The organism is Massilia sp. CT11-137 (assembly GCF_047302885.1).
Taxonomy (GTDB): Bacteria; Pseudomonadota; Gammaproteobacteria; order Burkholderiales; family Burkholderiaceae_D; genus Telluria; species Telluria orientalis.
The window spans coordinates 413316-439852 of sequence record NZ_JBKYMP010000001.1 but is presented as its reverse complement, the minus strand read 5'-3'; the positions used below and the strand labels follow the sequence as shown (position 1 = coordinate 439852).

At 62.4% G+C, this 26537-nt stretch carries 21 protein-coding genes and 1 pseudogene; 6 read left to right on the top strand and 16 right to left on the bottom strand.

Features of this window, described 5'->3' with window-relative positions; translation table 11 throughout:
* Window positions 1–117 precede the first annotated feature (117 nt).
* On the bottom strand, window positions 118–1923 hold the full coding sequence (locus ACEN98_RS02045; RefSeq protein WP_413381028.1) for an ABC transporter substrate-binding protein: 1806 nt from the start codon (window positions 1921–1923) through the stop codon (window positions 118–120).
* Between the two features lie 218 nt (window positions 1924–2141).
* Here ACEN98_RS02045 and ACEN98_RS02040 point away from each other — a divergent pair, with 218 nt between their 5' ends.
* Together ACEN98_RS02040 and dacB are read left to right on the top strand one after the other, a co-directional pair.
* Window positions 2142–3380, top strand: coding sequence for a nucleoside recognition domain-containing protein (locus ACEN98_RS02040; RefSeq protein WP_413381026.1), 1239 nt, complete (start codon window positions 2142–2144; stop codon window positions 3378–3380).
* Window positions 3381–3409: 29 nt separating this feature from the next.
* Complete coding sequence (gene dacB / locus ACEN98_RS02035) at window positions 3410–4978, top strand: D-alanyl-D-alanine carboxypeptidase/D-alanyl-D-alanine-endopeptidase (RefSeq protein ID WP_413381024.1); 1569 nt, start codon at window positions 3410–3412, stop codon at window positions 4976–4978.
* A 140-nt stretch (window positions 4979–5118) separates the two neighbouring features.
* On the opposite strand, the gene ACEN98_RS02030 is transcribed toward dacB, so the two are convergent.
* From ACEN98_RS02030 to murQ, 9 genes and pseudogenes are all read right to left on the bottom strand, one after another.
* The gene (locus tag ACEN98_RS02030) at window positions 5119–5778 is read right to left on the bottom strand and encodes a hypothetical protein (protein WP_413381022.1); all 660 of its coding nucleotides are present in this window, start codon (window positions 5776–5778) and stop codon (window positions 5119–5121) included.
* A gap of 126 nt (window positions 5779–5904) precedes the next feature.
* Window positions 5905–6513, bottom strand: a complete 609-nt coding sequence (locus ACEN98_RS02025; protein WP_413381020.1) for a M15 family metallopeptidase — start codon at window positions 6511–6513, stop codon at window positions 5905–5907.
* Window positions 6510–7415, bottom strand: a complete 906-nt coding sequence (locus ACEN98_RS02020) for a LysR family transcriptional regulator (protein ID WP_413381018.1) — start codon at window positions 7413–7415, stop codon at window positions 6510–6512. Before ACEN98_RS02020 ends, ACEN98_RS02025 begins: the two co-directional genes overlap by 4 nt.
* Window positions 7416–7681: 266 nt before the next feature.
* Window positions 7682–8458 (bottom strand): annotated as a pseudogene (locus ACEN98_RS02015) (N-acetylmuramoyl-L-alanine amidase); the annotation flags it as partial.
* Window positions 8455–9411, bottom strand: coding sequence for an N-acetylglucosamine kinase (locus tag ACEN98_RS02010; protein ID WP_413381016.1), 957 nt, complete (start codon window positions 9409–9411; stop codon window positions 8455–8457). The pseudogene ACEN98_RS02015 and the gene ACEN98_RS02010, both read right to left, overlap by 4 nt.
* 73 nt (window positions 9412–9484) lie before the next feature.
* Complete coding sequence (locus ACEN98_RS02005) at window positions 9485–11077, bottom strand: glycoside hydrolase family 10 protein (RefSeq protein ID WP_413381014.1); 1593 nt, start codon at window positions 11075–11077, stop codon at window positions 9485–9487.
* A gap of 9 nt (window positions 11078–11086) precedes the next feature.
* Window positions 11087–12223 carry an acyltransferase family protein gene (locus ACEN98_RS02000; protein WP_413381012.1) on the bottom strand — a complete coding sequence of 379 codons (1137 nt, stop codon included), beginning with the start codon at window positions 12221–12223 and terminating at the stop codon, window positions 11087–11089.
* Window positions 12220–13497 (bottom strand): MFS transporter, encoded by a 1278-nt coding sequence (locus tag ACEN98_RS01995; RefSeq protein WP_413381010.1) that lies wholly within the window; start codon window positions 13495–13497, stop codon window positions 12220–12222. Before ACEN98_RS01995 ends, ACEN98_RS02000 begins: the two co-directional genes overlap by 4 nt.
* A 48-nt stretch (window positions 13498–13545) precedes the next feature.
* Entirely contained in the window at window positions 13546–14427 is an 882-nt protein-coding gene (gene murQ, locus ACEN98_RS01990) for an N-acetylmuramic acid 6-phosphate etherase (RefSeq protein ID WP_413381008.1), read from the bottom strand.
* Window positions 14428–14608: 181 nt separating this feature from the next.
* Here murQ and ACEN98_RS01985 point away from each other — a divergent pair, with 181 nt between their 5' ends.
* Together ACEN98_RS01985 and ACEN98_RS01980 are read left to right on the top strand one after the other, a co-directional pair.
* Window positions 14609–15871 (top strand): serine hydrolase domain-containing protein, encoded by a 1263-nt coding sequence (locus ACEN98_RS01985; RefSeq protein WP_413381006.1) that lies wholly within the window; start codon window positions 14609–14611, stop codon window positions 15869–15871.
* Window positions 15872–15965: 94 nt separating this feature from the next.
* Complete coding sequence (locus tag ACEN98_RS01980; RefSeq protein WP_413381004.1) at window positions 15966–17198, top strand: D-amino acid dehydrogenase; 1233 nt, start codon at window positions 15966–15968, stop codon at window positions 17196–17198.
* A gap of 19 nt (window positions 17199–17217) precedes the next feature.
* Here ACEN98_RS01980 and ACEN98_RS01975 read toward each other — a convergent pair whose 3' ends face one another.
* From ACEN98_RS01975 to ACEN98_RS01950, 6 genes are all read right to left on the bottom strand, one after another.
* A complete protein-coding gene (locus ACEN98_RS01975; RefSeq protein ID WP_413381002.1) occupies window positions 17218–17565 on the bottom strand; it encodes a hypothetical protein in 348 nt (115 codons plus the stop codon).
* A gap of 95 nt (window positions 17566–17660) precedes the next feature.
* On the bottom strand, window positions 17661–17927 hold the full coding sequence (locus tag ACEN98_RS01970; protein ID WP_413381000.1) for a PAAR domain-containing protein: 267 nt from the start codon (window positions 17925–17927) through the stop codon (window positions 17661–17663).
* Window position 17928: 1 nt separating this feature from the next.
* Complete coding sequence (locus ACEN98_RS01965; protein ID WP_413380998.1) at window positions 17929–19974, bottom strand: T6SS phospholipase effector Tle1-like catalytic domain-containing protein; 2046 nt, start codon at window positions 19972–19974, stop codon at window positions 17929–17931.
* A gap of 1 nt (window position 19975) precedes the next feature.
* On the bottom strand, window positions 19976–20455 hold the full coding sequence (locus ACEN98_RS01960; RefSeq protein ID WP_413380996.1) for a hypothetical protein: 480 nt from the start codon (window positions 20453–20455) through the stop codon (window positions 19976–19978).
* Between the two features lie 82 nt (window positions 20456–20537).
* A complete protein-coding gene (locus tag ACEN98_RS01955) occupies window positions 20538–21452 on the bottom strand; it encodes a DUF4123 domain-containing protein (RefSeq protein ID WP_413380994.1) in 915 nt (304 codons plus the stop codon).
* Complete coding sequence (locus ACEN98_RS01950) at window positions 21449–23983, bottom strand: type VI secretion system Vgr family protein (RefSeq protein WP_413380992.1); 2535 nt, start codon at window positions 23981–23983, stop codon at window positions 21449–21451. Before ACEN98_RS01950 ends, ACEN98_RS01955 begins: the two co-directional genes overlap by 4 nt.
* 450 nt (window positions 23984–24433) lie before the next feature.
* On the opposite strand from ACEN98_RS01950, the gene ACEN98_RS01945 reads away from it, so the two are divergent.
* Together ACEN98_RS01945 and ACEN98_RS01940 are read left to right on the top strand one after the other, a co-directional pair.
* A complete protein-coding gene (locus tag ACEN98_RS01945; protein ID WP_413380990.1) occupies window positions 24434–24877 on the top strand; it encodes a YchJ family protein in 444 nt (147 codons plus the stop codon).
* Window positions 24878–24918: 41 nt separating this feature from the next.
* Entirely contained in the window at window positions 24919–26526 is a 1608-nt protein-coding gene (locus ACEN98_RS01940) for a carboxyl transferase domain-containing protein (RefSeq protein WP_413380988.1), read from the top strand.
* Window positions 26527–26537 lie beyond the last annotated feature (11 nt).

The window sequence follows — 26537 nt, the reverse complement described above, 5'->3', positions numbered from 1 at the left end:
GTTGGCATGAATTGTTGATTCAAAGGTAAGCGCACTGACGCGCGCCCAGCCAATGAAAATTCCGGCGCTGACTATAACTGCAGGGAATATTTCACACAGTCAATCTAGCAAAAAGTATCACTTCCCTCTTGCAGCACGTGTCCTTTCCGCAACATCGACATCCAGATAACGCCATTGCGTGAATTCGACGGGGTGGCGTTTGTAGTTTTTGAGCCACGGTTGTCGGATATCTGCCGAGAGTACATGCGTCAGCGGCACCCACGGGTTATAGGCGTGGATCAGCTGGTTCATCTCGAAATACAGCTTCTGGCGCTCGGGACCATCCTTGAGCGCGTGCGCCTGCTCGTAGCGTTCGTTGTAGGCGGGCAGGTTGAAACGGGCGTAGTTGGCGCGGCCGGCGTTGGGGCCGTACAGCAGCTGGTAAAAATTGTCGCCGTCGGGGAAGTCGGCGATCCAGTTACTCTCGAACATCTGCACCTTGCCGAGGCGCGACGCCTTGATGATCTCCGTCTTTTTATCGGACTTGAACACGACGCGCAGGCCGACGGCATTCAGGCATTTGCGCCACAGTTCGTCGCGCAGGCGGCCGCCGACCGTGGCTTCGCTGCTCATCTGCAGCGTCAATGGCTCGGTGCCGCCGCCGTTCGGCTTCGGCTGCCGTCTGAACCCGTCGGAGTCGCGCTTGTCGTAGCCGAAGCGATCGAGTAAGGCATTCGCCATCGCCGGATCGTACGGGACGGGGCTGCGGTAGTTCGGGTCATAGCCCAGCACGCCGGGCGGCAGCGGCGATTCGGCCTTGATCGCGAACCCTTGTTTCAGCAGCGCGATGTCCTCGGCGCTGTTGTAGCTGAGCGAGATCGCACGGCGCAGCGCCACCCTTTCCTTCGAATAGCCCCCCAGCACCGGATCCTCCATGTTCATCCACATGTAGTAGGTCTGCAGCACGGGGAAGCGATACAGCTGCATGCCGCGCGCGGTGAGCTCGGGTTTCAGCTTGCCGTTTTTGATGACCATGTCCGTCATCGATTCCGGCACCTGCTCCAGGTAGTCATATTCGCCGTTCAGGAAGCCCAGCATGCGGCCCTGGAATTCTTCCGCGATCTTGATGTCGACCTTGTCCACGCGCGGCAGCTTTTGCCCTTCGAGCGCACGCGCGATGGCGCGGTCGCCGGGATCGGCCGCCGGGTCCGTTGCCACGCTGGAGTGAAACACGGACGTCGACGTCGGATTCGCCACGAGGACGATCCGGTCGCTGCGCTTCCAGTCCCCCAGCATGAACGGCCCCGTGCCGACAGGGTGATTGCCGGCCTGGCCCGGATACGCCTCGATCACTTCGCGCGCGACGACACCGGTCGCCGGCGTGGCAAGGTAAAACAGGAAATTGTTATCCGGCTCGGAAAGACGGATGCGCAGCGTGTACCGGTCGACGGCCTGCAGGCCGGGGATGCTCGTCGCGTAGCTGAAGCGGTCCTTCCACGCCGCGTCGCCCAGCAGTTTTCCCTCGAACATGAACGACCACGGCGATTTCAACGTCGGGTCATACAGGCGCTGGATGCTGTAGACGTAGTCGGCCGCCGTCACCTCGCGCGGCGGACCTTTGAAGGCCGGGTCGGGCGTGAACCGCATGCCGGGGCGGATGTGGAAGGTGTACGTCAGGCCGTCGGCCGAGATCTCGGGCAGGTCCTTCGCGCCATTGCCCTGCAGTTTGACGGGGCGCGCGAGGTAGTCGTAGCGCAGCAGCGGATCGAACAGGTTTTCCAGCAGGGACAACGTGGCGATGTCGGAGGCGACGGCCGGGTCCATGCCCGTCTCGCTCGTCGACAGGAACATGTGCATGACCTTGGGTGCCGGGCCTTGCGCGGCGGCGAATGGGGCGAGCGCGGTGAACAGCAGGGAAGCGAGGATGGTGCGGCGAGTCGGCATGGCGGGATCCTGGAAGCGTTGCGTATCATAGGCTCAGGCCTTGGGCGCAAGCAATACAGTACGTGATGACAGAACGCCAAGCTTCCCAGCGGCGCATAACTTTTTTACATATCCCCGGCCCATACTTTCATCAGTGCAGCTTGCTCAGCGCCTATACTCTCCGCTGCACAATCGAGCTCAGGCCTACGCGGCCCGGCATTGCCTGCATCTACGACACCATGGCATTAAATTACATTTGGATCGGCTTCTTCCTCGTCGGCTTCGTCGCGGCTTTGGCCCAATGGATCTTTCTCGGGGATACCGAGATTTTCAAGCGCATCATCGACGGCACCTTCGACGCGGCCAAGATGGGCGTGATGGACATCGCCCTGCCGCTGGCCGGCGTGATGACCTTATGGCTCGGCATCATGAACATCGGCGAGAAGGCCGGCGCCGTCGGCTGGCTGGCGAACATCATTTCTCCCTTCTTTTCGCGCATCTTCCCGGAAGTGCCGAAGGACCACCCGGCCACGGGCCACATGGTGATGAATTTTTCCGCGAACCTGCTCGGCCTGGACAATGCCGCGACGCCGTTCGGCCTGAAGGCGATGGAAAGCCTGCAGACGCTGAATCCGAACAAGGACACGGCCAGCAACGCGCAGATCATGTTCCTCGTGCTGCACACGTCGGGCCTCACCCTGATCCCGCTCGCGATCATGGCGCAGCGCGCGATCCTCGGTGCGAAAGACCCGTCCGACATCTTCATCCCATGCATGATCGCGACCTATGTCGCCACGGTCGCCGGCATCATCGCCGTGTCGATCCGCCAGCGCATCAATCTGCTGAACGGCGTCGTGCTGGGCTGGCTGGGCGGCATGACGGCCGCCATCGCCACGCTGATCTGGTATTTCACGCAATACCTGACGAAGCCGGAAATCGAGACCGTCTCCAAGGTCGCGAGCAATTTGATCCTGTTCTCCATCATCGTCGTGTTCATCGTCGGCGCGATGATTCGGCGCGTGAACGTGTACGAGGCGTTCATCGAGGGCGCCAAGGGCGGCATCCAGACGTCGCTCACGATCATCCCCTACCTCGTCGGCATGCTCGTCGCCATCTCCGTGATCCGCAATGCCGGCGTGCTCGGCTTCGTCGTGCAGGGCCTGGAATGGCTCATCCGCATGGCCGGCCTCGACACCGCGTTCACCCCCGCGCTGCCCACCGCACTGATGAAGCCGCTTTCCGGCAGCGGGTCGCGCGCGCTGATGATCGACGCCATGAAGACGTATGGTGTCGATTCGTTCGTCGGCCGCCTCGCGTGCATCTTCCAGGGCTCGGCGGATACCACGTTCTACATCGTCGCGCTGTACTTCGGCTCCGTCGGCGTACGCAAGACGCGCTATGCGATTTCCTGCGGGCTGATCGCCGACTTTGCCGGCATCATCGCGGCCATCTCCGTGGCTTACGTGTTCTTCGGATAATGGCTATAGCAACAACAAAAAGGACAGGCATGCTTCGTCGTCACGCACTGACTCTTCTCTCCGCCGCGCTGCTGGGCATCGGCATGCCGGCCGCGGCCCAGCTGCAACCGTCACCGCCGGCGTCGATGACGACGCCGCTGCCGATCCCCGTCACGGACGCCCTGCGCACGGCGGGGATTCCCGAGGATGCCGTGAGCGCGCTCGTCCTGCGCGGCGACAAGACGGTGCTGTCGCACCTGGCCGACCATCCGCTGCACCCTGCATCGACGATGAAACTCGTCACGACCCTGGTCGCCCTCGAGCAACTGGGCCCCGTGTTCCGCGGCCGCACCGAAATGCGCACGACGGGCGAGGTCAAGGGCGGCGTGCTGCATGGCGACCTGGTGCTGCGCGGCGGCGCCGACGTCGACCTGTCCACCGAGACGTTGACGACCATGCTGCGCGCCCTGCGCTACCAGGGCATCCGCCGGATCGACGGCAACCTGGTCGTCGACCGCACGCTGTTCAATCCGGCCCGCGCGGACGTCGGCGTGCCGCCGTTCGACGAATCGCCGGAGGCCTATTACAACGCCATCCCGGACGCGCTGTTCGTCAACCGCAACATGCTGCAACTGGACATCCGCTCGACGCCGCGCCCGGACGGCAAACCGGCCACGCGCGTGCGCGTCGCGATGCAACCCGAGCTCGACGGCGTCACCGTCGACACGGACATGAAGCTCATCGATGCCGACTGCGCCACCTGGGAACACGGGTGGAAGCTGCCGGATGCCGTGCCGCGTCCGGGCGGCGGCATCAAGGTCGTGCTGCACGGCACCTTCCCGAAAAACTGCGTGGCCAGCGAGTCGATCAACGTGATCGACCGCCAGGAATACGTCGCCCGCCTCGTGCGCCGCCAGTGGAAGACGCTGGGCGGCACCATCACGGGCACGGCCGTCGAGGGCGCCACGCCGCCGGGTGCGCGCCTGTTGGCCGAACACGTGTCGCGCCCGCTGCCGGAAGTCATCCGCGACATCAACAAGCCCTCCGACAACACCCTCGCCCGCCTGCTCTTCCTGAGCCTGGGCGCGCTCGAACCGGACCCCGTGCTGGGCAGCCATCCGCAGCCCAACACATCCGGCACGACCCTGACGACGCTTGCCCGCAGCGAGGCCGTCGTGCGCGCCTGGATGCGCACGCACGGCATCGACGACACCGGCTTCGTCGTGGAAAACGGCTCGGGCCTGTCGCGCATCGAACGCATCACGCCCATCCAGATGGCGGGCCTGCTGCAAGCGGGCCTGCGCAGCAACTGGGCGCCGGAACTCCAGGCCAGCATGCCGATCGCGGCCGTGGACGGCACGATGCGCCGCCGCCTGCACGACAGCCCCGCCGCCAGCCGCGCGCGCCTGAAGACGGGCACGCTGTCCAATGTCGTCGCGCTGGCCGGCTACGTGCCGGATGCGGACGGCAGGCAGTGTGTGCTCGTCGCCTTCGTCAACAGCGACCGGGTCGGCAACGGGCGCGGCCGGGCCGTGCTCGATGCGCTCGTCGATTGGGTCGCGCGGCTGGATGGGACACCGTCGGCGACGGGTGTTGCGAACGGTACCGCTACACCGTAATGGTGCCGCTCGCGGTCTCGACGGAGCCGCCGTCGCGTGAATGGTGCCGCTCGCGGTCTCGACGGAGCCGCCGTCGCGTATCACCGCGTGGGCGGCGGTGACGCCAACGCGGTGCCCGCCACCGGGTATAGCCGCCCACCCTACGGCTTGCTGACCTGTCCGGCTGCGGCGAGCGGCGCGTCACCACCCTCCAGCCACGGCGTTCCCGGCAGATTGGGTTTCGCTTCCACCAGCGACACTTGCGCCTTCGTGTTCGCGCGGATCGAGCGCACGATGTCCAGCATCGTGGTCTCGGTGAATTTTTCCGGTGTGCCGAGCATCATGCCGCCGACCCGGCGCGGCCACGACAGCCAGCCGCCTTCGGGCTTCGTGAACACGGCGTACATGTCGAGGTGGTAGCCGTTCTTGTACGGGAACAGGCAGGCGACCATGTTCATGTTGTCGCCGCCGCGTATTTGCGGGGCGGCCTTCGCGGTCCAGGCGGCGCCTTCGCAGCTCGGGCTCTTGTCGACGGCGGTGCCGGGCGCCGCGCTCGTCGGGTCGGCCATCCTGAAGTGGCCCGGCAGCTCGGTGGCCTCCGCGGCCGGCGTCGCGATGGAGGCTTCCTTCACATTGCGGTTGAGGCCTGCGGTGGCCGCCCCGGCCACGGCCTCGCGTGCGGCGTCGGTCTTGATGTCGAATACGCGGTAGTACTCGACCGTCGTGTCGCGCGCGGCGAACCGGCTGCCGGCGTCGGTGCCGCAACCGGCCAGCGCGGTCATGATCAGCAGGATAAAACCGGACAACAACGAGCTCTTCATCTCTTTCTCCTTCGCGTGGGCGTGGGTCAGTGGACTGATTGTCCCGGCGGAGAAATTCAGGAGAATGAGCTTGCTCAAGCGTGCACGGGTGCCGTCAGCGTGGCGCGACAGCACCGTGCGACGGGGTCAGAGCACGCGGCGGAAAGTCTGGCGCACGAGGTTGCGGTCGCCGCAATCGAAATGCCACCACTCCGTGTTGATGCCGACGAAACCGGCCTGGCACATGGCGTCGCGCAGCAATTGCCGGTTGGCCACCTGCTCCGCCGACAGTTCACCGCTGGCCAGGAAGCGGGCTTCCAGCGCGGGATGGGACAGTTCCGTCATGTCGTCGAAGCCCGTGCCCATGTCGAGCTCGCGGCCCCGCTCATCGAGGATCGTGATGTCCAGCGCCATCCCGAACGAGTGGATCGAACCCCGCTGCGGATGCGCGAGATACATCTGCAGATCGGTACCGGCCAGCGCATCCCACAGTTGCTGCTGCACGCGCTGCGGACGCAGCGCATCGAGGACGAGCGGCGTGCAGCCGGGACGTCGGGCCTTCAGCCACGCGACGACGCGCTCCAGCGCAAACGCCGCGTCGCGGTGCAGCCAGGCGCAATCGTAGGGAGAGTACAAATCGCGGCCGACGAAATTGTCCGGGGTCGCGTAGCGCAGGTCGACGGCGATGCCGGCGATGGTCGACAGATGGCGGAACTCGGGGTGGCCGGCGATGTGCTCGCTGGCGATGGTATTCATGCACATCCTTGACCCAACAAATTGCGCGCCGTGGCGCCGATGCACATGGCCAGTTCGCGCGCGCCGTGCGACAGCGGCGCGTGGCTGGCCGTCAGCAGGTACAGCTGGACGGGGATCGTCGGCGCCCACGGGCGGCACTGCACCTTGCCCGGTGCTGCGGACGCGGCCGTGAACGGATCGAGCACCGCCGTGCCCGCACCCGCCTCGACGAGAGATCTCGCGATCTGGTACGTCTGCACGACGGTGCGAAACACCGGGTGCACGTCCTGCGCCTCGCATGCGGCCACGACCATTTCGCCGAGCGGGTCGCGGTCGGCCAGGCCGATCAACTCGCCGCTGAGGCCGGACGGCGTGATCGGTTGCGCGCACTCCGCGGCGGTCCACGTGCCGGCCGGCGCCATCACCATCAGCGCGCCCTGCGCGATCGGCTCCGCTTCGATGCCGGGGTGGCGCGGGTCCTGCAGCGACAGCGCCAGGTCGGCCTCGCCGAGGCGCAACGCGTTCACGATCTCGTTCGTGTGGAACGTCGCAAGTTCGCAGCGGGTCTGCGCGAAGTCGCGGCGCCACACGGTCAGCGCGGCGGGCAGCACGGAAACGGCGATCGTCGGCGTGGAGACGAGCCGCACGGTTTCCTCGGCGCGGTTTTTCAGGCTCGCGGCCAGGCGGCGGATACCTTGCAGGTCGCGGTTCAGCTTTTCCGTCTCGGCGAACAGGCGGTGCGCCTCCGGCTTCGGAATCAGCTTGCCGCGCACGCGCTCGAACAGCGGCATGCCCAGTTGCAGTTCGGCGTGCTGCAGGACTTTCGTCACGGCCGGCTGCGAGATGTGCAGGACCTGCGCGGCGCCGCTGATGGTACCGACCTGCATGATGGCGTGGAAGACTTCGATATGGCGCAGGCGCATCGCTCAGTTCCCGGTCACTGCTGCACGGGGACCGGCGGCGCCGGCGGCACCGGCGGCACCGGCGGCTGCGGCGGCTCAGGCGGTGCAGGCGGCACCGGCGGCACCGGCGGCACCGGCGGCTGCGGCGGCTCAGGCGGTGCAGGCGGCACCGGCGGCTCAGGCGGGACAGGAGGCTGCGGCGGCATCGGCGTCGCATCCGGAATGATGACAGGCGCCGTGATGACCGGCGCCGGCAACGGCTGCGGCAACGGACCGGTCGGGTTCGTCAGCGCTTCCAGCAGCGCGGCCGTCTCGACGTCCGGATTGCCGTCGATGTTGGCCGGACGGTATTTCATCTGGAATGCCGACAGTACGGTGCGCGTCTGCTCGTCGAGCACGCCCGACTGGACGAGGCCATAGCCCCACGTCGCCAGTTTCTTCTGGTACCAGGCGATGTCCGGCAGCTGGACCTGGAAGATCGGCACGAGCATCGCGACGCGGTTCGCATCCGGCCACGCGACGAGGCCCGCAGCCGCCAGCTGGCGCCAGGGGAACATCGGGCCCGGGTCCTGCTTGCGCAGCGGGGCGATGTCGGAGTGGCCCAGCACGTTTTCCGGCGCGATGTGGTGGCGCGTGACGATGTCGCGCACGAGCGGGATCAGCGCGTCGATCTGCGCTTGCGGGAACGGCGCGTAGACGCGGCCACCCGGCGTGTCCTGCCAGCCCGGGTTGACGATCTCGATGCCGATCGAGCTGTTGTTCAGCTGCGTGAAATTCTTCCAGCTCGAGTTACCGGCATGCCAGGCCGCGTTCTTTTCGTCGACGAGGTTGTAGATGACGGGGACGGGATCGTCCGTGACGAGGTAATGCGCGCTGACTTCCTGCTGGGTCAGGATCTTGATCGAATCCGCACGGTTGCTGACGGTGTAGTGCAGCACGAGGAAGCGCGCGCGGCTGCTCTGGCCGCGGGCCGTGTACGTGTGGTCGTATTGCGGTCCGGTGGGCGGCGGCGTGGCGCAGCCGGCCAGCAGGGCGAGGAGCAGGGTCGCGACGAGTGTCTTCATGTCGATGTCGTGGTGTTGGATGGATCGGCGGCGAGCGCCATGCGCGCCGCCGCGTGATGGGCCTGGCCCGGTGTCTGCGTCAAGGCGATGCCGGGCACGCTTGTCCGCATCGTGTCGACGATCAGCGGATGCAGCTCCGCCGCCCGCCCGGACACGGCGACCGGACGCGGTCCGAAGCGCCCCGTCAGCGCCAGCGCGAGGCGCGCGAGTTCGCGGCCGGCCGCGCGCAGGATGTCGGCCGCGACGGGATCCTTATCGGCCGTCGCCGCCACCGCGAGCGCCAGCTTGCCGACGGCGCCCCGTTCCTGGCCATAGATGAACTGGCGCGAATATGCCCAGTCGGCGCCGCCGACGTAGTCGAACACGGCTTGCGCCAGCGGCGATTGTTCCCAGCTGCCGGGCCGCTCGTCTTCGAGGCGCCAGATGTGGCGCAGCGCCTCCTTCGCGATCCAGAAGCCGCCGCCGCCATCGTCCAGCACGACGCCGCGTCCGCCCGCGCGGTGGAACTGGCCGTGCGCGTCGACGAAAGCGCCGATGGAGCCCGTGCCCGCGTACACGAGATAGCCTTCGCCCGGCGCGAAGCTGGCGCGGTAGGCAATTTCCATGTCGCTGCAGAAGTGGATGCGGCCCGGGTCGAGATGCAGTTCTTCCGCGAGCCAGCGCTGCAGCAGTTCGCTGTCGCCGCCGAAGCCCGTCAGGCCCGCTTCCACCCGGCCCGGCACGCCGTGCACGAGAGCTTGCGTTGCCAGTTCGGCGAAGGTGGCGCGGACGGCGTCGCGGCCGTGCGGCGTGCCCATCTGCAGTGCCGACAGGCCGGCGACGCGGCCCTCGGCCACGATGGCGCCGCCGGGCGCTGCAAGAGCCCAACGCGTCTCGGTGCCGCCGGCGTCGATGCCGAGCCCCAGGCTGCCAGCCGGGCTCGGCGGTATAGGTTCGGGTTGCGAATCGATCATGATCACCCGCCAGTGTACGCCGTCAGGCGCTCAACGGGCGAATGAATGGTGGCGTGCAATGCATGACCCAAGGTTATGCCTTGCGCCAGGCTTCGATCCTGGGGCTTTCGTTGCCGAGACGGTCGACGGCACTGACGACGATGGCATCCGCCGCGCCCAGCTTCGCATCGTCGGGCACGGCCCAGTCCACGCGCGATGCGGGCGCCACGGCGAAGCGCCACTGGTTGCCGAAGCGCGACCAGATCGCGTACATCGCATTGGCCTTGCCGGCCACGAGTTTCAAATACACGGACGGGCCCTTGCGCACGGCCGCGACGGACGGCGCGCCGGGCGCTTCGTTGCCGAGCCACGGCGTCGCGGGCACGAGTGCGGGACCAGGATACGACACGGTGCGCAGCTGGTCGCTGATGCCCTTGCGGTTTTCCATCAGCGGCGCCATGCTGAAGTGCAAGTGGCCGTTCGCGTTCGGACGCGCCCGCGTGTGGTCGATCTGGTCGAGGATTTCCTGCGGTGGATACTCCTTCGTCGGCGCGCCGACGCGGCTCGTGAACAGGCCCGGCCACACGTGACGGCCTTTCGGGTTCTGCGTCAGCCAGTAATCGAGCAGCACGTCGTACGCCTGGCCCGGCTGGCGGATGCCCCAGTACAGCTGCGGCGAGAAATAATCGAGCCAGCCATTTTGAAGCCACGTCTCGGCGTCCGCATACAGCTTGTCGTACTGCGAAAAGCCGACGATGCCGCGCGGCCGCCGGTCCGGCCGACCCAGGCCGAACGGGCTGATGCCGAAGCGCACCCAGCTCTTCTCGCGGTGGATGCCCTCGTACATCGCCTCGATCAGGCGGTTGACGTTCTGGCGCCGCCACGACGCGCGATCGAGCCGCCCGCCGCCGGCCACGTAGCGCTGCCACGCGGGTTCGTCGGGAAAATCCAGCTCAGCCTTCGCGGTGCGGCCTTCCAGCGCCGCGCCTTCCGCACCGGTCGCCGTCGGGGCCTCGATCGGGTACGGATAAAAATAATCGTCGATGTGGACGCCGTCGATGTCGTAGCGGCGCACGACGTCCAGCACGACGTCCAGCGTCTGCTTGACGGCGGCTTCCTCGCCCGGATCCATCCACTGGTATTTGCCGTAGGTCTTGACGGCGGACGGATTCGTGCGCGTGATGTGGTTCGGCGCGGCCGGCGAGCGGGCGCCGTTGTGGCGGGCGCGGTACGGGTTGAACCACGCGTGCAGCTCGAGCCCGCGCGCGTGCGCCTGCGTGACCCAGAATTTCAGCGGGTCGTACCATGGCTGCGGCGCCTGGCCCTGCAGGCCCGTCAGGTATTCCGACCACGGTTCCAGCCTGGACGGATAGATGGCGTCTGCGGATGGGCGCACCTGCAGCACGATGGCATTCAGGTTCAGCGCCTTGGCGCGGTCGAGGATGGCGATGGCTTCGGCCTGCTGCCTGTCGGCGGAGAGGTTCGGCTTGCTGGGCCAGTCGATGTTGGCGACGGTCGACACCCAGGCGGCCCGGAATTCACGCGGGGCGGGCGGCGGCTCGTCGCCGGCGGGGACGTTGCTCACCAGCGGAGGCGTCGAACTGCAGCCCGACATGAGGCCGCCCATCGCCAGCGCACCGGCGACTCCCGCGAACGCGAATGCGCGTCGTTTTTGATCAGGTTGCAACACCAACTCCTAGACTTTGACGAACCACCGTTTGCGCCACATGCCCCACGCGACGAGGAACATGCACGCATCGAACAACACGGCATGCAGCAGCGACGTATTGACGGCACCGACCGGCAACGCGGCGATGGGCGCGTACAACACCTGCCCCAGCGTATGCGGGCTGCCGTCCGGCTGCGCGAATTTTACATAGCCCAGCATTTTCGCGACAAATCCGGAAAACGCAAAGATGAACAATGCGTTCATGCCGTAGATAATGAACGGAAGAGTCCAGCGCGCCGCCAGCGTACGTACGCGGGAAGAGGGGCTCACGTCCAGCGGCCAATAGAATGCGGAAAATGCCAGGCAGGCCAAGCCGGTCATCAGGAAGCAGTACGACGGTGTCCACAGGCTCTTGTTGATCGGCATGAGAATGATATCGAGAAACATCCCAATCGCGACGCACGCGATGCCGGCGACCACCAGTCCGACCACCTGCCGCGTGCGGTCCACGCTCGACGCGAGCCAGCGGCCGGCCAGCACGCCGAACAGCTGGCTGCACAGCGCGGGCAACGTGGACACGATGCCTTCGGGATCCCACGTTTTCGATTGCACCCACAGGTGATTGCCCAGCAGCGTGCGGTCGACCCACGCGCCGAAGTCCTGCCCGGGCTCCAGCACGCCGGCGCCGATGCCGGGCACGGGCACGTACAGCATCAGCACGCTGTACAGCGCCAGCACGCCCGCGATGACGGCCAGTTGCGCGCGCCAGCCGCAATACACGACGATGGGCGCGGCCAGCAACGTGCACAGCGCAATCCGCTGCAACACGCCGGGGATGCGCACTTTGTCGATATTGAAATACGGCATGAAGTTCAGCAGGAAGCCGATCAGGAAGATCAGCAGCGCGCGCTTCGCCAGCTTGGCGAGCAAACGGGGCCTGTCGGCACCGGCCGCGGCGAGGCGTCCCAGCGACAAGGCCATTGCCACGCCGCCGATGAACAGGAAGAACGGGAAGATGCAGTCCGTAAAAGTCCAGCCGTTCCACCTGGCGTGTTCCAGCGGTCCGTACAGATGGCCCCAGTCGCCCGGATTATTGACCAGCACCATCGCGGCAATGGTAAAACCGCGGAAGGCGTCGAGCGACACGAGGCGGTTATTGTTCACTTCTTCCCGAACTCCGGATCGATTTTTACCAATGCCGCCATCGCGAAGGCGGGGATCGTCGCGAGGCACGTCCAGACGAAGAAATGCTGGTAGCCGATCATCTCCTGCAGCTTGCCGCTCCACATGCCGGGCACCATCATGCCGAGCGCCATCAGGCCCGTGCAGATCGCGTAATGGGCCGTCTTGTACGGGCCTTCCGACACCATGATCATGTACATCATCATGGCGGTGAAACCGAAGCCGTAACCGAACTGCTCGATCGCGAGGAAGCCGCAGATGACGCCGAAATTCTGCGGCTGCGCGGACGACAGGTACACGAACACGAGGTCGGGCAGGTGCACGGCCAGGACCATCAGCCACAGGCAGCGTTTCAGGCCCAGGCGCGAGATCAGGTAACCGCCGAACAGGCCGCCGATGGTCAGCGCGATGATGCCGATGGTGCCGTAGGCGGTGCCGTACTGCTCGGTCGTGAGACCCAGCCCGCCCGCGCTGACCGGATCTTTCAAAAATGGCGCCACGAGCTTCAGCAGCTGCGACTCGCCCAGGCGGAACGTCAAAATAAAACCGAGGATCAGCCAGATGTCGCGCTTGCGGAAAAAGCTGGCGAAGGTGGCGAAGAAGCTGGCAAGGGGCTTAGTGATTCCCTCCTTGCCCTCGGTCGCCCGGTGGTCGGTGTCGGGTCGCGGCAGCACGGCCTGGTGCCACGCGCACAAGGCGAAGAACAGCCCGCACAGCACGAAGAACACGATGCTCCACGCCTGGTGCACGTCGCCCAACGATGTCGAGAGATGGCCGGCCAGGATCACGAGCGGTCCCTGCGCGGCCAGCGTCGCAAGCCGATAAAACGTGGAGCGCACGCCGACATAGGCGGCCTGCTGCTGCTGGCGCAGGCCCAGCATATAAAAGCCGTCGGCGGAAATGTCGTGCGTGGCGGACGCGAAGGCCATCACCCACATGACCGCCAGGCTGATCATGAAGAACGACGGCAAGTGGAGTGTCCCGCCGACGGCCCCCAGCGCGGCGGCCAGCACCAGTTGCAGAGACACCGTCCAGCCGCGCTTGGTGCCGAACAGGTCGACCACCGGCGACCACAGCGGCTTGATCACCCAGGGCAGGTACAGCAGGCTCGTATAAAAGGCGATGTCGGTGTTGGACAGCCCCATGTCCTTGTACATGATGACGGACAGGCTGTTGGCGACGATGTAGGGGATGGCCTGGCCGAAATACAACGAGGGCACCCACAGCCACGGGTTCTTGGATTGCGTAGTCTGCATGTTCTTTCGTCGTCGGCCGGCGGGCGTTGCTGGGGCCCCCGCGCCGCGTCAGCCGGCCAGGGCGGCGCGCACGCTGCCGCGCGCGCTCTCCAGCAGGGCACGCGCCTGCTCGACAGGGATGTTCTTGGACAAGGCCACGATCGCGACCTTGACATGGAAGTCGCACTGCGCCAGCACCGCGCGGGCCGCCGCCTCGTCGGCCCCGGTCGCGAACGACGTCAGGCGGATGGCACGGCGGACCAGCTTGGCATTGGTCGCCTTCAAGTCTACCATCAGGTTGCCATAAACCTTGTTCAAACGCACCATCAAAGCGCTTGAGAAGGTATTCAGCGCGATCTTCTGCGACGTGCCCGCTTTTAAACGCGTGCTGCCGGAGATGGCTTCCGGCCCCGTGTCCAGGGTGACGCCGATCTCGGCTTCGCCGGCGACGGGCGCCTCCGGATTGTTCGCGAAACCGATCGTCAGCGCCCCGGCGGCCCGCGCGGCCCGCAGGGCGCCCAGCACGTACGGCGTCGCGCCCGATGCGGCGATGGCCAGCACGACGTCGTCCGGCCCCACGTTCGCGTTGCGGATATCGGTCGCGCCCTGGTCCACATCGTCCTCGGCACCTTCGACGGCGACGAACATCGCATCCGTCCCGCCGGCCAGCAGCGCGACGGCCCGGTCGTGCGGCCAGGAGAACGTCGGGTACAGCTCGACGCTGTCCAGCACGCCCAGCCGGCCGGACGTCCCGGCGCCCACGTAGACGAGACGCCCGCCCCGCTCCATCCGGGGCAGCGCGGCGGTGACGGCCGCGGCGATGCGCGGCGCGGCGGCACGTACGGCCTCGACGGCCTTGAACTGGTCGTCGACGAGCACGTTGACCAGCTCGGCGGTGGGATATTGATCGAGGGACGCGTGTTGCGGGGCGGGGGTTTCGGTGTTCAGCATCGCGTTGTTGTTCGACCTGGATGTGCGGACATGACCAGTGTAATACCGATGCCGCCGGGGCTGTCATGAAAGGATCGGCCGTTGTCATTCCGAAAAGTTATGCGGGATTGACATCGCTGTATTTGCCCGGCGCGGGATCAGTCCGTATTCTCGCCTGCATGGCCATCATATGGGGATGACGATGAACAGAGCGCGACGGAATATGCTGGGCATGGCGTTGCTGGGGGCGGCCGGACCGTTGCTGGCCGCGCCGCCCCGCCGGCTGGACAGGGAACTCGCCGCCATCGCCGCGGATCCGGCCTGCGAGCTGGCGAGCCTGTCCGTGCTGACGGTCCGTGCCGGGCAGGTCAGCTATTCGTATCAATTCGGCCGGCGCTTCATCGGACACGATGGTCTGCCGGACAAGCCCGTCGGGCCGGATACGCTGTTCCGCATCGCGTCGATCTCGAAGATGATGACGACGCTCGGGCTGATGCGTCTGTATGAGAGCGGCAAGGTCGACCTCGACGCCGACGTTTCCGGCTACCTCGGTTTTACGTTGCGCAATCCGCATTTCCCTGACCAGTCAATTTCCCTGCGCCACCTGCTCACGCACACGTCCTCATTGCGCGACGATGCCGGCTATTCGTGGGGTACGGACGTCGCGCTGAAGGATGTCATCGACGCCCGGATGTTCGCGGCCAACGCGGGTCCGGGCGCCTACTTCACGTACTGCAACCTCGGGTGGGGCGTGATCGGTACGGTGATGGAACGCGTGACCGGCGAACGCTTCGATCGCCTGATGCGGCGCCTGCTGATCGAGCCGCTGGGCTTGCAGGCGGGCTATCTCCCCTCAGAACTGCCGCCAAATGTGCTGGCCAATCTGGCCACGCTGTACCGCAAGCGCACGGTCGACACGGAGGTGTGGGATCCGGCCGGCCCATGGATCGCCCAGGCCGACGACTACAGCGTCAAACCGCCTGTTGCCGTCGACCGTTATGTCATCGGCACGAACGCGACGCCGTTCAGTCCGACCGGCGGCCTGCGCATCAGCGCGCGCGACATGGGGGTCGTGATGCGCATGCTGATGGGGCAAGGCCCGCAGCTGTTGAAGCCAGCCACGCTGTCGCTGATGTTCAGCCGGCAATGGACGTATGACGGCCGCAACGGCGACACATCGGACGGGCTGTTTCACTGCTGGGGTCTCGGCAATGAACAGTTCCCGGACGAAACGGGGAGCCGGCTGGTCGAGGGCGGCGGCTTCCCGGCCGTCGGGCACCTGGGCGATGCGTATGGGCTGATGTCCGTGTTCGCATTCGATCCGAAGCGCCGGAACGGGATGATCGTGCTGGTGGGCGGCACGTCGACGGATCCGTTCGCGCCCGCCAACAAGGGCAAGTATTCGTCGCTGGCGCGGTTCCAGGAGCGCATCCTGACGGCGTTATATCAACACGCGGTAACATGAACCCCGGTTATGCCCGGCCGCTCTACATTCATTAGCCGAGCGCAGGGCCAGCCCCTAAGCTTCTTCGCATGTCCATGATCAAAAGCGTGCACGGATGCAACAAGTAATCGTCATCGGCGGCGGCGTCGTCGGCCTGACCTCGGCGTGGTGGCTTCTCGAAGCCGGCTACCGGGTCACGCTGCTGGAACGCGCACCGGGCGTGGGCACGGGCACGAGCTACAGCAATGGCGGGCAACTGAGCTACCGCTACGTGTCGCCGCTGGCGGACGCGGGCGTGCCGCTGAAGGCCCTGAAGTGGCTGTTCCAGGAACATGGCCCGCTGCGCTTCCGCCCGCAATTCGACGCGCACCAGTGGCGCTGGCTGGCCGCCTTCCTCGCCAACTGCCGTGCCGACCTGAACCGCAAGACGACGAACAAGCTGTTGCAACTGGGCGAGCTGTCGCGCCGCGCGATGGCATCTCTGGAACCGGTCGTGCCGCTGGACGCATTCGAATGGCGCGACGCGGGCAAGCTGGTCGTCTACCGCACGCGCGCCGCGTTCGACGCGGCGGCCGCGAAGCCGAATGCCGGCGCCGTGTGGGATGCTTCCGAATGCGTGGCGCACGAACCCGCGCTGGCCGCGATGGAAAACAAGCTCGCGGGCGGCATCTACAACAGTGGCGAAGCGGTGGCCGACTGCTACGCGTTCTGCGTGGCGCTGGCTGAACGCATCGGCGCACATCCGCGCTTCTCGGGCTTCGTGCATGGCGAGGCTTTGCGCTTCGTCACTGGCGGCGGCCGGATCGCCGGCGTGCAGACGTCGGCCGGGGTGCTGTCGGCCGACGCGTACGTGCTGGCGGCCGGCATGCAGAGCCGCATGCTTGGGGAATCGGCGGGTCTGTCGTTGCCGATCTACCCGCTGAAGGGCTACAGCCTGACGGCGCCGATCCGCCAGGACGACGTGGCGCCCGAGATCAGCGTCACCGACTTCGAACGCAAGGTGCTGTATGCACGCATTGGCGACAAACTTCGGGTGGCGGCGATGGTCGACATGGTCGGTGAAGACCTGAGCCTGAACGCTCATCGGCTGGACAGTCTCACGCGCCAGGTGAAGGAAACGATGCCGCGTGCGGCGGACTATACGCGGATCACGCCGTGGGCCGGGCTGCGGCCGGCGACGCCGAACAGTGCGCCGATCATCGGGGCCACCCCGTATTCGAACCTATGGCTGAACGTGGGGCACGGGCCGCTTGGGTTCACGTTTGCTTGTGGGACGGCGAGTTTGCTGGCGGATCTCATGCGCGGGAAGGCGCCGCCGTTTGGGTTGGATGGGTTGATGCTGGGCTAGCATGCCGAAACGCAGGCGGTTATGCCCGATACGAATCTGCAAAGAAGTAATTTATTGCTGGCAAAGTCGCAAGTGCCACCGCCATCGGTAGCAAGCCCGCGACACGCGCAAGAATGGGGAAACCGTGAAAGCGTGCGACGGTCTTTCTATAGCAGCGGAACGCGAAATAGAGCGATAGCGGCAATAGCACCAGGATCGGAAGTATCAGCCACCAGGCGAAAAACAGCATCAATGAAGACAACAGGGAAATCGAAGCCTCAAAGATCATCGATCGGTCCCGGTAATACACCTTGCGACTGAAATATGACAACAGCAGCAGCCCCCAGAGAAGTGGAACGGCCAACCACATGACTTGGTAGAGGAGCATAGATTTATCACCAAGGGAAACCTGTTTTTCACGGCATGCTCAGCGATTTATACCGGGACGCCACGTTGGCCGACTGGAGCACGGAAAACGCTACATTACCCTTGGGTTGCATCGATAGCGCTGGCAATCAGCGAGCAGCCGCACGCGGTTTTGTGGCCGTGCAGCGCCACGCTGCGGCCACCGACACTGAACACAAGACAACCTTCTACGATCTCGTTTATCCCGTGCCCCGGTAGCGGACACGAAACCATGTCTCCCTTGCGAGCGATGCCAATACCGCGCAACGTATGCACCGGCGATGCGGTAATCACAACACCGCCATGTGTCGTCTTGTCTCCAAGCCGGACAATTGCAAACGCCATTCTAGATACCAATCGCCGAACGGACGGAATGCCAGCCTTCTTCAACTGCTTGCATGCCCGTATCTACAGCCTGTCCCACGCTTTTGGCTGCTCCCGCCGCGCCGTTGTGTATCTGATTACCGACTTCGTTGGCGATTTTTTGCGTTGCATCGGCAAACTCCCCAACCTTCCGCTGGGTGGCATCCGCCAACTCGGCCGCTTTTTTCTGAGTCGCATCTGCTGCAGCACTGGCCTGTTTCTTGGCCATGTCGATCGACGTGATCACCATTTGCTGGCCCCGCTTGACTGTTGAAATGATTACCTGCTTGCTGGTCTGATAAACCTCAACCGTGTAATTGACGCCGGCACGAACGGTATCGACGACAAACTTCTCGCCAACCCGATAAGTATGTGTAGCAATCAGCTTACCCTCCTCCCAAGTCTCGACTACAACACCCTCGGCACGCTGATATACTTTAATCACGCCATTTTTAACATAAGTAATAGCATTATCCATCCAGTCTAATCCGCGCGCCAATATGTTTCGTGAGGATTCCGCCATACCACGTGCAGTAAAATAGCTAAATGGCTCGAAAGCATGTAAAAATCCAGCTTTCGAATCATGTATGTTATGTTGTATAAAATTGAGTACTGGCTCTGGCGCAGTCGCATTCCAAGCATCAAGTCGCCATTTTGCGGGACGCACCTGAATGCCATATATTTTTCCCTTTATGATAACTGCTCGACATGGACTGTCTGGGGCAAGTTGGGGATCACCTGGTTTGACGTCTCGCTCTTGGGCCATATGAAGTGCAGCTTCGAAAGCTATACCTGGATGCCCAGAATTTTTATGTTCGGCATCCTCACTTTGCCTCTGCATAAGATCTGGTGTTTTTATCTTCCGCCGAGTCATCGTACCCCATGCAGAATATAGCGCCTTCATATGAGCCGTCACAGCTTGCTCAACGGTTTCATGGGACCCGATCGCTCCTACATATTTTTCATAAGCCGCAAGCGTTTCCGGATGGATTTCAAAAACCATTTTGAACACAGATTCCCCAAATCCTATGAGGTCATCATAGTCGACAAGACGAACTCCGCTTTTGACAGCTTCTCGCATCATATTTCGCATAGGTACGCGAGCATAATTGTTTGAGATACCCTGTGCCATAGGCTCGTATCCCCCACCTACATCAGAGTGGGCTCCAGGATAAACTTTTTCCACCCAATTTGGCATGAGCTTTCCCTCTTTTCGGATAAGATCAACGGGAAAGGAAAAACGCAATTCTTGCCCAGCGATATAGTGCACACAGCGCTCTACAACTGGAGAAACGACCAAATTTTTTTCGTCGAATGGTATATCGACATTTTTTGACGGCACACCAAACGAAGCAACCGTGTCGAACAATCCCATGAAATTAAAGCGAATGGGCACACCGTTATAACGCCGAACCCCATCCGGCCCACGTACAGTTTGCCTCAGCATTTCATTACTGAATGCTCGAGCCAGCGCAGCTCCTCGAGAGAAACCAAAAATCGAAAGGTTGATTATAGTAATGAGACCATGTGCCTCGAGCGCGCTAGCCAACTCCCTAATGTTGGCAGGCTTTCCTTTCTCGATGTAAGGGGCTAATGAAAGGTTTAACTTCGCAGCGCTTTGTATCAGTACCGCACGCAGACGGTCGTTGACACTAGCCTCGCCATAATCTATTCGCCGAGTTCCACCAGCACCCAGCCCACCTCCTGGTTTGCTCCCGTCCTGAAACTCGATTAATTCCTGATCTATCCAATCTGTTGCCGTACCATTAAAAGGTGTGCCGACGCCAGAAACATAAATGGCATAGTTCGAAGTATCGTCATCATCGACGAGATACTGTGCTGAGCGCCACAAGCGGGCAGGATTACTCCATTTTTTCAACGGCTCGTCAACGGATTTGTTGTTTCCTGTGCCATCGAAGAAAATACTAATATTAACTACATCCGCACAGTTTTGCTTAGGAGCAGGTTTCGCATTGGCCACGTCGCGATTAGCGCTCTGCGCGGCTATCAGTTTGTCACCATTTGCCATTTTATTTTCTGGCTTCCGCCTTTATTTTTTTCCCACGAGAGGTCCTCTCCGGCAACGATTCAGAAAACGTGACCTCGGCCGTAAAATCTGGATAAAGGTGGAGGCCCAAATACTTAGTTCCAGGCGGGATCTGCTCAGGTAAAATTACTAGCTCATTCTTAATTTTTACGTGCTCGCCATTGCGCGGAGTACCTGGAGGGCCATCTAACATCCAAGTTAAACTCTGAACGCCAAAAGGAATACGCACACCCGTTATTAGTCCAGTAGCACCATATTTGTTCATAACTCCAAGATCTTCGCCGTTGAACATTATGTCACCAATGGATCGATCAAGATTTGAGAACATCTCAACATTTAACACAATATAATTATTCATAATCTTCCCTCCTTGACCGCACGCCGAAAGCGGTATCAACAACCCAAAGCCAGCCAAGCCCAATATACTGCGCCTACGAGTTGATCGAATCACTTCGGTCTTCATAACAATATTTTCCTTAGTCACTCACGAATATGTCTTATTGCCATTCCTGATAACTCGTACTGCTTATTCAAGTCCGCTCTTTCTATGGAAATTTTTCCATCGCGTCATCAAAACTGATTTTCCCTGACTTGACTTGTTCTAACACCGCAACGATGGATGCATCGATGTAGAGCGCGTCCCTATAAATCAGAGCCGCGCATGTGTAGTTCAAAATGTCCCGCATCCCAAATAGCTTAAGTTTCCTGGCTTCGAGAAGATGCTTCCTGATCGTTATGTAATGCGATGAAGACGGAATATCTAAAAGCAGCTGCGGCTGATTTTCTTTGACCATAGATAACAACTGATCAGGCACGCCAGCCTCCACCAGCATGTCCACCTGCACCTGAGTAAGCTTGAGCGGCAAACTGACCAGATGTGCAGCAGCAGCCTCGGCATTGGTCTTCGGCAGAATCTGTTGAGGATTTCCGTCCCGGTCCCAATACCACCACGCCGAGATGCCCTGCAGAAGACGCGCGCGCTGGCGCTCGCTCAGCACCGGTGCGGGGACATGCAAAGTGAGATCGCTTGCCTGTCCGGTCAAGGTTCCGAGCACGGCAGGATCCCAGAACGCGAAGATCATGTCGGTATCGTCGGGCAGCAGGATTTCGGTAAACGCAGCGAGGTGGTCCCACAGCGTATCGAAGGAAAATCGGCTCGCCAGTAAGGTAAAGCTTGCTGGATGCTCAGCGCCTGCGCGAAGAATGGAAGGCCAGATTTCCGAATCCGCTGCAAGCGGGGACAGTTCCAGCAGATGCGGCGCATAGTCTTCTGCTTCAGAATCCAGCGCTGCCGGCAGCATGCACTTGCTACTCACACCGATCCCACCTTTTTCGAACTTCTCAAGCAGCGTCTTGTCCTGTGCCTTGTCGATGATCGCGTAGCAGGTAAGGTTCTGGTTATCGAAAGCACTCGCCAGGTTCGATTCGAAAGTGGAGACTTCCAATGGAGCAATCTTCATTGCTGCGCTCCTTTGTTCACGAACGCGCTACGCTGCTTCGCGCGTTTCTTCAGGCATTCAAGACAGACTTCCTTGGGAAGTGTGGGCAGCGAATACGCCGTCGTCTGCGGGCCCGGTACGGAAAGGTCGGACGTGTGGATGATGCGCTTGCCACTCGTCATGTCGGTGATTCCCGAACCATTGATCTTGATCGCGGAGCCGTCGGCGCCGATCACCACCTCTTTCTTGGCGAAGATTTCGATCCGATCGTTGGCCGACAACAGCCGTAACACCTTCTCCGCAATGATGTCGATGTCGCCGTTCTGGGCTTGCACTTCGACTTTTCCCTTGGCTGCAAACAGCTTGATACCGGCGTTGTAGGCGAACAGGCTGATTTTTTCCTTGATGCTGGCGATCAGACTCTTACCTACGGCCAGATTGGTGTCGGCACCGGACGACATCGTCATCTGGTCGCTGCTGTGGATATGCGTGCTTTTAGGCGTACTTAACCCGATGCCGGCGGGAGAGGCGATCAGCAGCAGAGGATCGGCAAACCGGTTGGCCTCCTCTTGGCCCGGCCCACTGTACTGCGCCTGGGTGGCGTCGACAAATTCCTGGAGTGCCTCTTGTCCTGGCAGCGCCTCGGCACTGGACTTCCCGGCGACGTCCGACAAATGCTTCGTCAGCTCCTGCGCTTCTTTCAGCTGGTCGCGCGCCTCGCGGACGTCCAGTTGCGAACCTTTTGGACCTGGCCGGCCGTACGTGCTGATGTACAGGCCCTGTTGTGCCGTAATAGCGCCATAGGCGTCCGAATTGAGCGCAAAACCGGAGCCATAAAAACCAGCACGGTTGTTCCCCTGTTGACCGATCAGATAGCCGAGACTGAGCTGCGCATTCGTGCTGCTACTGAACAGCTGAACCCGGTTTTGTTCGGATGTGTCATCCATGACCAGCTGATTGAAGCCGGCGCCTTTGTATTCCTTGGATTTGTAGCCGGACAAGCGACCGTCGCTATGCCAGTGCGGTGTCTGCTCGCCGTTATAGATACGCCCCGTGATGATCGGCCGGTCTGCGTCGCCATCAAGAAAGGTAATGATCACTTCCTGGCCGATGCGCGGAACGTGGACGGCGCCCCACCCTTCACCCGCGTTGGGATAACTGACACGTACCCAGCAGGATGCCTTTTCATCACCGGGATTGAGTCGGTCCCAGTGAAAGCGAACTTTCACCCGGTTCAGGTTATCGGTATAAATTTCTTCATCGGCTGGACCGACGACGGTCGCCGTCTGCGCGTGCATCGACGGCTTGGCGTGGGCAAAAGGACTACGGTATTCGACGGTGCGCCGTTGCACCTCGAAACGATTGAAACAGTGGCCGGTGCGGCTATTTTCTGCAATGCCGTCGTCCTCGGGGCCAGGCAGCCCCGCATCTGCCGCAAACTTGAGCAACTGGCCTTTCAGGCTGCCCGAAAACGCTTTCTGTGTTTTCGAGAGAGGCAGATTGTTTTCGATAGCCCATTCGACGTTCAGGACAACGAACTGACGCGCTTCATCGGCGACCTCATCGTGGGCCGGGTGGTCGGTGAGCGTGAACCAGCGCCCCACCGGCAAATGGCGAACGCCTGATGTGCCGAAAAACCGCTTGGCGCGCGACTCCCATTCCTGCACGCGCACGCGGGACTGGTCAGTCCCATGCTCGACACCCGAGTTCGTATAGGCGCCGGTATATTCATAGACTTCCAACTGCGATGGAATGCCTCCTTGATCCGGGAGAATCTGCATGCCGGTTTCGCTGATGTTGCGCGGCGCCTTGTAATCGAAGGTTTTCGTTAAAAGCTGGCTGTTCAGCAGCGTTCGGGTCGTGCCCCACTGAACAATTTTGTCGATTTCGTCGGTCGGACCGGCGCGATGGAAGGCCATCTCTTCAGGCTGGCGCGGCTTCAGATTTCCCACGGAATCGGTGATAACCCATTGGTGGCCACTACCGTCAGACGCCTGCTCGGCGTACGCATACCAGCCTTCGCTCTCCATCATGCGCATGACGAAGTGCCAGTCGGTTTCATACTGCGTGCAATAAGAATGGGGGCGCGGCGGCTGGGTCAGTTCGAACCGGAATCGGCCTTGGCACTGAGGATGGCCATTCAAGACGTCGGCGATGATGTCCTCGGCATTTTTGTCCTGCCAAATGCGCGCGTCCTTGCGGAATTTAAGAAAGTGAATGCAGCCCGCAAATCCGATTTGATACGCAGTCAGTTCCCCATCACTGCCCAATTTTTTGGCCGTGTGTACATATCCATGTACGGGTAAATAACTGGCGTCGGTCTGCAGTATCCAGAGGGTGACTTCTTGAGCGATCAACTGCTTGAGTTCGATGTCGGCCTCCAGCGAGCACAGGTCAACCGTGTAGTCGAATCCTTCGCTGATGCGGTCGATCCCATGTGCTCGCTGTGGCAGCAAGGTATCCGATCCAAGTGAAGTGTCCAGCTTCAGCAGCCGTCTTTCCTGACCAATTTTCCCAAACAAGGCACCTGTCAGCTGATTGATTTCACTCATCGGATCCGCCCCCACTCCTGCTCAATGCGTTAACACATGGTCGACAATGATACCCTTTCGCTTAATACTTTCAGAAAGAAACGTGTCTTTTAGTAACAATATTTTTCGAATATTCACAAATTTTCACGCCCGCGCGACCTTAACGGCGATCCATTTACTTGGCTTGACGTCCACAGGCGCATCTCGGTTAGCATCAGAACATTGTAAATATATAAACGTTCGTCCACATTGTGCCATTCTTGCATCAGTTTTCGACCCGATCGCAGGGAAAACTTGTTGAACAGCCATCGGAGCCAAGAAGAAACAAAAAATTTCTCCGCCCATTTAATGAGCAGTTCATTTATTTTCGGCAAAAGATCTGCACAGATGCTTTAACGCCCACGCATCTGCTGTTATCCCGCATAAAAGCGCGGCTCACCCAGCCCGCGGAAATGGCGGATAATTGCCGCCATGCCTACTCCTGCGAAGCCTCTCCCCTGTCCTTGCGGCGGCCCATCGATCATGCGCTGCTGCGGCCCCTTCATCGCCGGCGCGGAACTGCCGCCGACGGCCGAGGCGTTGATGCGTTCCCGCTACACGGCCTTCGTCATGCGGGACGAAGCCTACCTGCGCGCGACCTGGCACCCCAGCACGTTGCCGGCGGAACCCATCATCGACCAAAACCAGAAGGTGCAGTGGCTCGGACTTGAGATAAAATCTGCTTTACGTTTACGTCAACGTAAAGCAGACCTGCCGGAACAACCCAACGAAGACACCGTCGAATTCGTCGCCCGCTTCAAGGTCCATGGCCGCGCCCACCGGTTGCATGAAGTCAGCCGGTTCCTGCGCGAGCCGGACCCTGCCGTGGGTGGCAAGATGCGGTGGTTCTATGTGGACGGCAGTTTCCCTGAATAAAACCGCGCCACAAGCCGCGACCCAGCAGGAGACAGGATCCGATGCCCCAGATCGACACGAAACTCAACCCGCGCAGCGAAGATTTCAAAGCCAACGCCGCCGCCATGCAAACCCTCGTCGACGACTTGCGCGCCAAGGTGGCGCAGGTCGCCAAGGGGGGCGGCGAGGCCGCGTGCGCCAAGCATGTCGCGCGCGGCAAGCTGCTGCCGCGCGAGCGCGTGCAGATGCTGCTCGATCCGGGCACCCCGTTCCTCGAATTCTCCCAGATGGCCGCGTACGCCATGTACGACGATGCGGCGCCCGCCGCCGGCATCATCACGGGCATCGGCCGCGTGGCGGGCCAGGAATGCGTGATCGTCTGTAACGACGCCACCGTCAAGGGCGGCACGTACTACCCGATGACGGTCAAAAAACACCTGCGCGCGCAGGAGATCGCCGAGCAGAACAACCTGCCCTGCATCTACCTCGTCGACTCGGGCGGCGCCAACCTGCCGAACCAGGACGACGTGTTCCCCGACCGCGACCACTTCGGCCGCATCTTCTATAACCAGGCCAACCTGTCCGCGAAAGGCATCCCGCAGATCGCCGTCGTGATGGGCTCCTGCACGGCGGGCGGCGCGTACGTGCCGGCGATGAGCGACGAATCCATCATCGTCAAGGAACAGGGCACGATCTTCCTGGGCGGCCCGCCGCTCGTGAAGGCGGCGACGGGTGAAGTCGTCACGGCCGAGGACCTCGGCGGCGGCGACGTGCACACGCGTTTGTCCGGCGTGGCCGACCACCTCGCGCAGGACGACACGCACGCGCTGGCGCTCGCGCGCACGATCGTCTCGAACCTGAACCGCACCAAGCCCCAGCAGGGCGCGCTGCGCGAAGCGGCGGAGCCCAAGTACGCGCCGGAAGAGCTGTACGGCGTCATTCCTGTCGACACCCGTAAACCGTTCGACGTGCGCGAAGTCATCGCGCGCATCGTCGACGGTAGCGAGTTCGACGAATTCAAGGCCCGCTACGGCACGACGCTCGTCTGCGGCTTCGCCCACATCTTCGGCATGAAGGTCGGGATCATCGCCAACAACGGCATCCTGTTCTCGGAATCCGCACTGAAGGGCACGCACTTCATCGAGCTGTGCTGCCAGAGAAAAATCCCGCTCGTCTTCCTGCAGAACATCACCGGCTTCATGGTCGGCCGCAAATACGAAAACGAAGGCATTGCCCGCAACGGCGCGAAGATGGTCACCGCGGTCGCGACGGCGTCGGTGCCCAAGTTCACCGTGATCATCGGCGGCTCGTTCGGCGCCGGCAACTACGGCATGTGCGGCCGCGCGTTCTCGCCGCGCTTCCTGTGGATGTGGCCCAATGCGCGCATTTCCGTGATGGGCGGCGACCAGGCGGCATCGGTGCTGGCGACCGTCAAGCGCGACGGCATCGAGGCCCGCGGCGGGCAGTGGAGTGCGGACGAGGAAGCCGCGTTCAAGCAGCCGATCAAGGAACAGTACGAGCACCAGGGCCACCCGTATTACGCCACCGCGCGCCTGTGGGACGACGGCGTGATCGACCCGGCCGATACACGCATGGTGCTGGGCCTGGGCTTGTCAAGCGCGCTGAACGCGCCGATCCCGGACACGAAGTTCGGCGTGTTCCGCATGTGAGGAGACGAGAC

What these genes read in the sequence shown, in the direction of transcription:
- ACEN98_RS02045 (WP_413381028.1), bottom strand. Translation starts at nt 1,923, where the DNA reads ATGCCGACTCGCCGCACCATCCTCGCTTCCCTGCTGTTCACCGCGCTC.
- ACEN98_RS02040 (WP_413381026.1), top strand. Translation starts at nt 2,142, where the DNA reads ATGGCATTAAATTACATTTGGATCGGCTTCTTCCTCGTCGGCTTCGTC.
- dacB (WP_413381024.1), top strand. Translation starts at nt 3,410, where the DNA reads ATGCTTCGTCGTCACGCACTGACTCTTCTCTCCGCCGCGCTGCTGGGC.
- ACEN98_RS02030 (WP_413381022.1), bottom strand. Translation starts at nt 5,778, where the DNA reads ATGAAGAGCTCGTTGTTGTCCGGTTTTATCCTGCTGATCATGACCGCG.
- ACEN98_RS02025 (WP_413381020.1), bottom strand. Translation starts at nt 6,513, where the DNA reads ATGAATACCATCGCCAGCGAGCACATCGCCGGCCACCCCGAGTTCCGC.
- ACEN98_RS02020 (WP_413381018.1), bottom strand. Translation starts at nt 7,415, where the DNA reads ATGCGCCTGCGCCATATCGAAGTCTTCCACGCCATCATGCAGGTCGGT.
- ACEN98_RS02010 (WP_413381016.1), bottom strand. Translation starts at nt 9,411, where the DNA reads ATGATCGATTCGCAACCCGAACCTATACCGCCGAGCCCGGCTGGCAGC.
- ACEN98_RS01995 (WP_413381010.1), bottom strand. Translation starts at nt 13,497, where the DNA reads ATGCAGACTACGCAATCCAAGAACCCGTGGCTGTGGGTGCCCTCGTTG.
- murQ (WP_413381008.1), bottom strand. Translation starts at nt 14,427, where the DNA reads ATGCTGAACACCGAAACCCCCGCCCCGCAACACGCGTCCCTCGATCAA.
- ACEN98_RS01985 (WP_413381006.1), top strand. Translation starts at nt 14,609, where the DNA reads ATGAACAGAGCGCGACGGAATATGCTGGGCATGGCGTTGCTGGGGGCG.
- ACEN98_RS01980 (WP_413381004.1), top strand. Translation starts at nt 15,966, where the DNA reads ATGCAACAAGTAATCGTCATCGGCGGCGGCGTCGTCGGCCTGACCTCG.
- ACEN98_RS01975 (WP_413381002.1), bottom strand. Translation starts at nt 17,565, where the DNA reads ATGCTCCTCTACCAAGTCATGTGGTTGGCCGTTCCACTTCTCTGGGGG.
- ACEN98_RS01970 (WP_413381000.1), bottom strand. Translation starts at nt 17,927, where the DNA reads ATGGCGTTTGCAATTGTCCGGCTTGGAGACAAGACGACACATGGCGGT.
- ACEN98_RS01965 (WP_413380998.1), bottom strand. Translation starts at nt 19,974, where the DNA reads ATGGCAAATGGTGACAAACTGATAGCCGCGCAGAGCGCTAATCGCGAC.
- ACEN98_RS01960 (WP_413380996.1), bottom strand. Translation starts at nt 20,455, where the DNA reads ATGAAGACCGAAGTGATTCGATCAACTCGTAGGCGCAGTATATTGGGC.
- ACEN98_RS01955 (WP_413380994.1), bottom strand. Translation starts at nt 21,452, where the DNA reads ATGAAGATTGCTCCATTGGAAGTCTCCACTTTCGAATCGAACCTGGCG.
- ACEN98_RS01950 (WP_413380992.1), bottom strand. Translation starts at nt 23,983, where the DNA reads ATGAGTGAAATCAATCAGCTGACAGGTGCCTTGTTTGGGAAAATTGGT.
- ACEN98_RS01945 (WP_413380990.1), top strand. Translation starts at nt 24,434, where the DNA reads ATGCCTACTCCTGCGAAGCCTCTCCCCTGTCCTTGCGGCGGCCCATCG.
- ACEN98_RS01940 (WP_413380988.1), top strand. Translation starts at nt 24,919, where the DNA reads ATGCCCCAGATCGACACGAAACTCAACCCGCGCAGCGAAGATTTCAAA.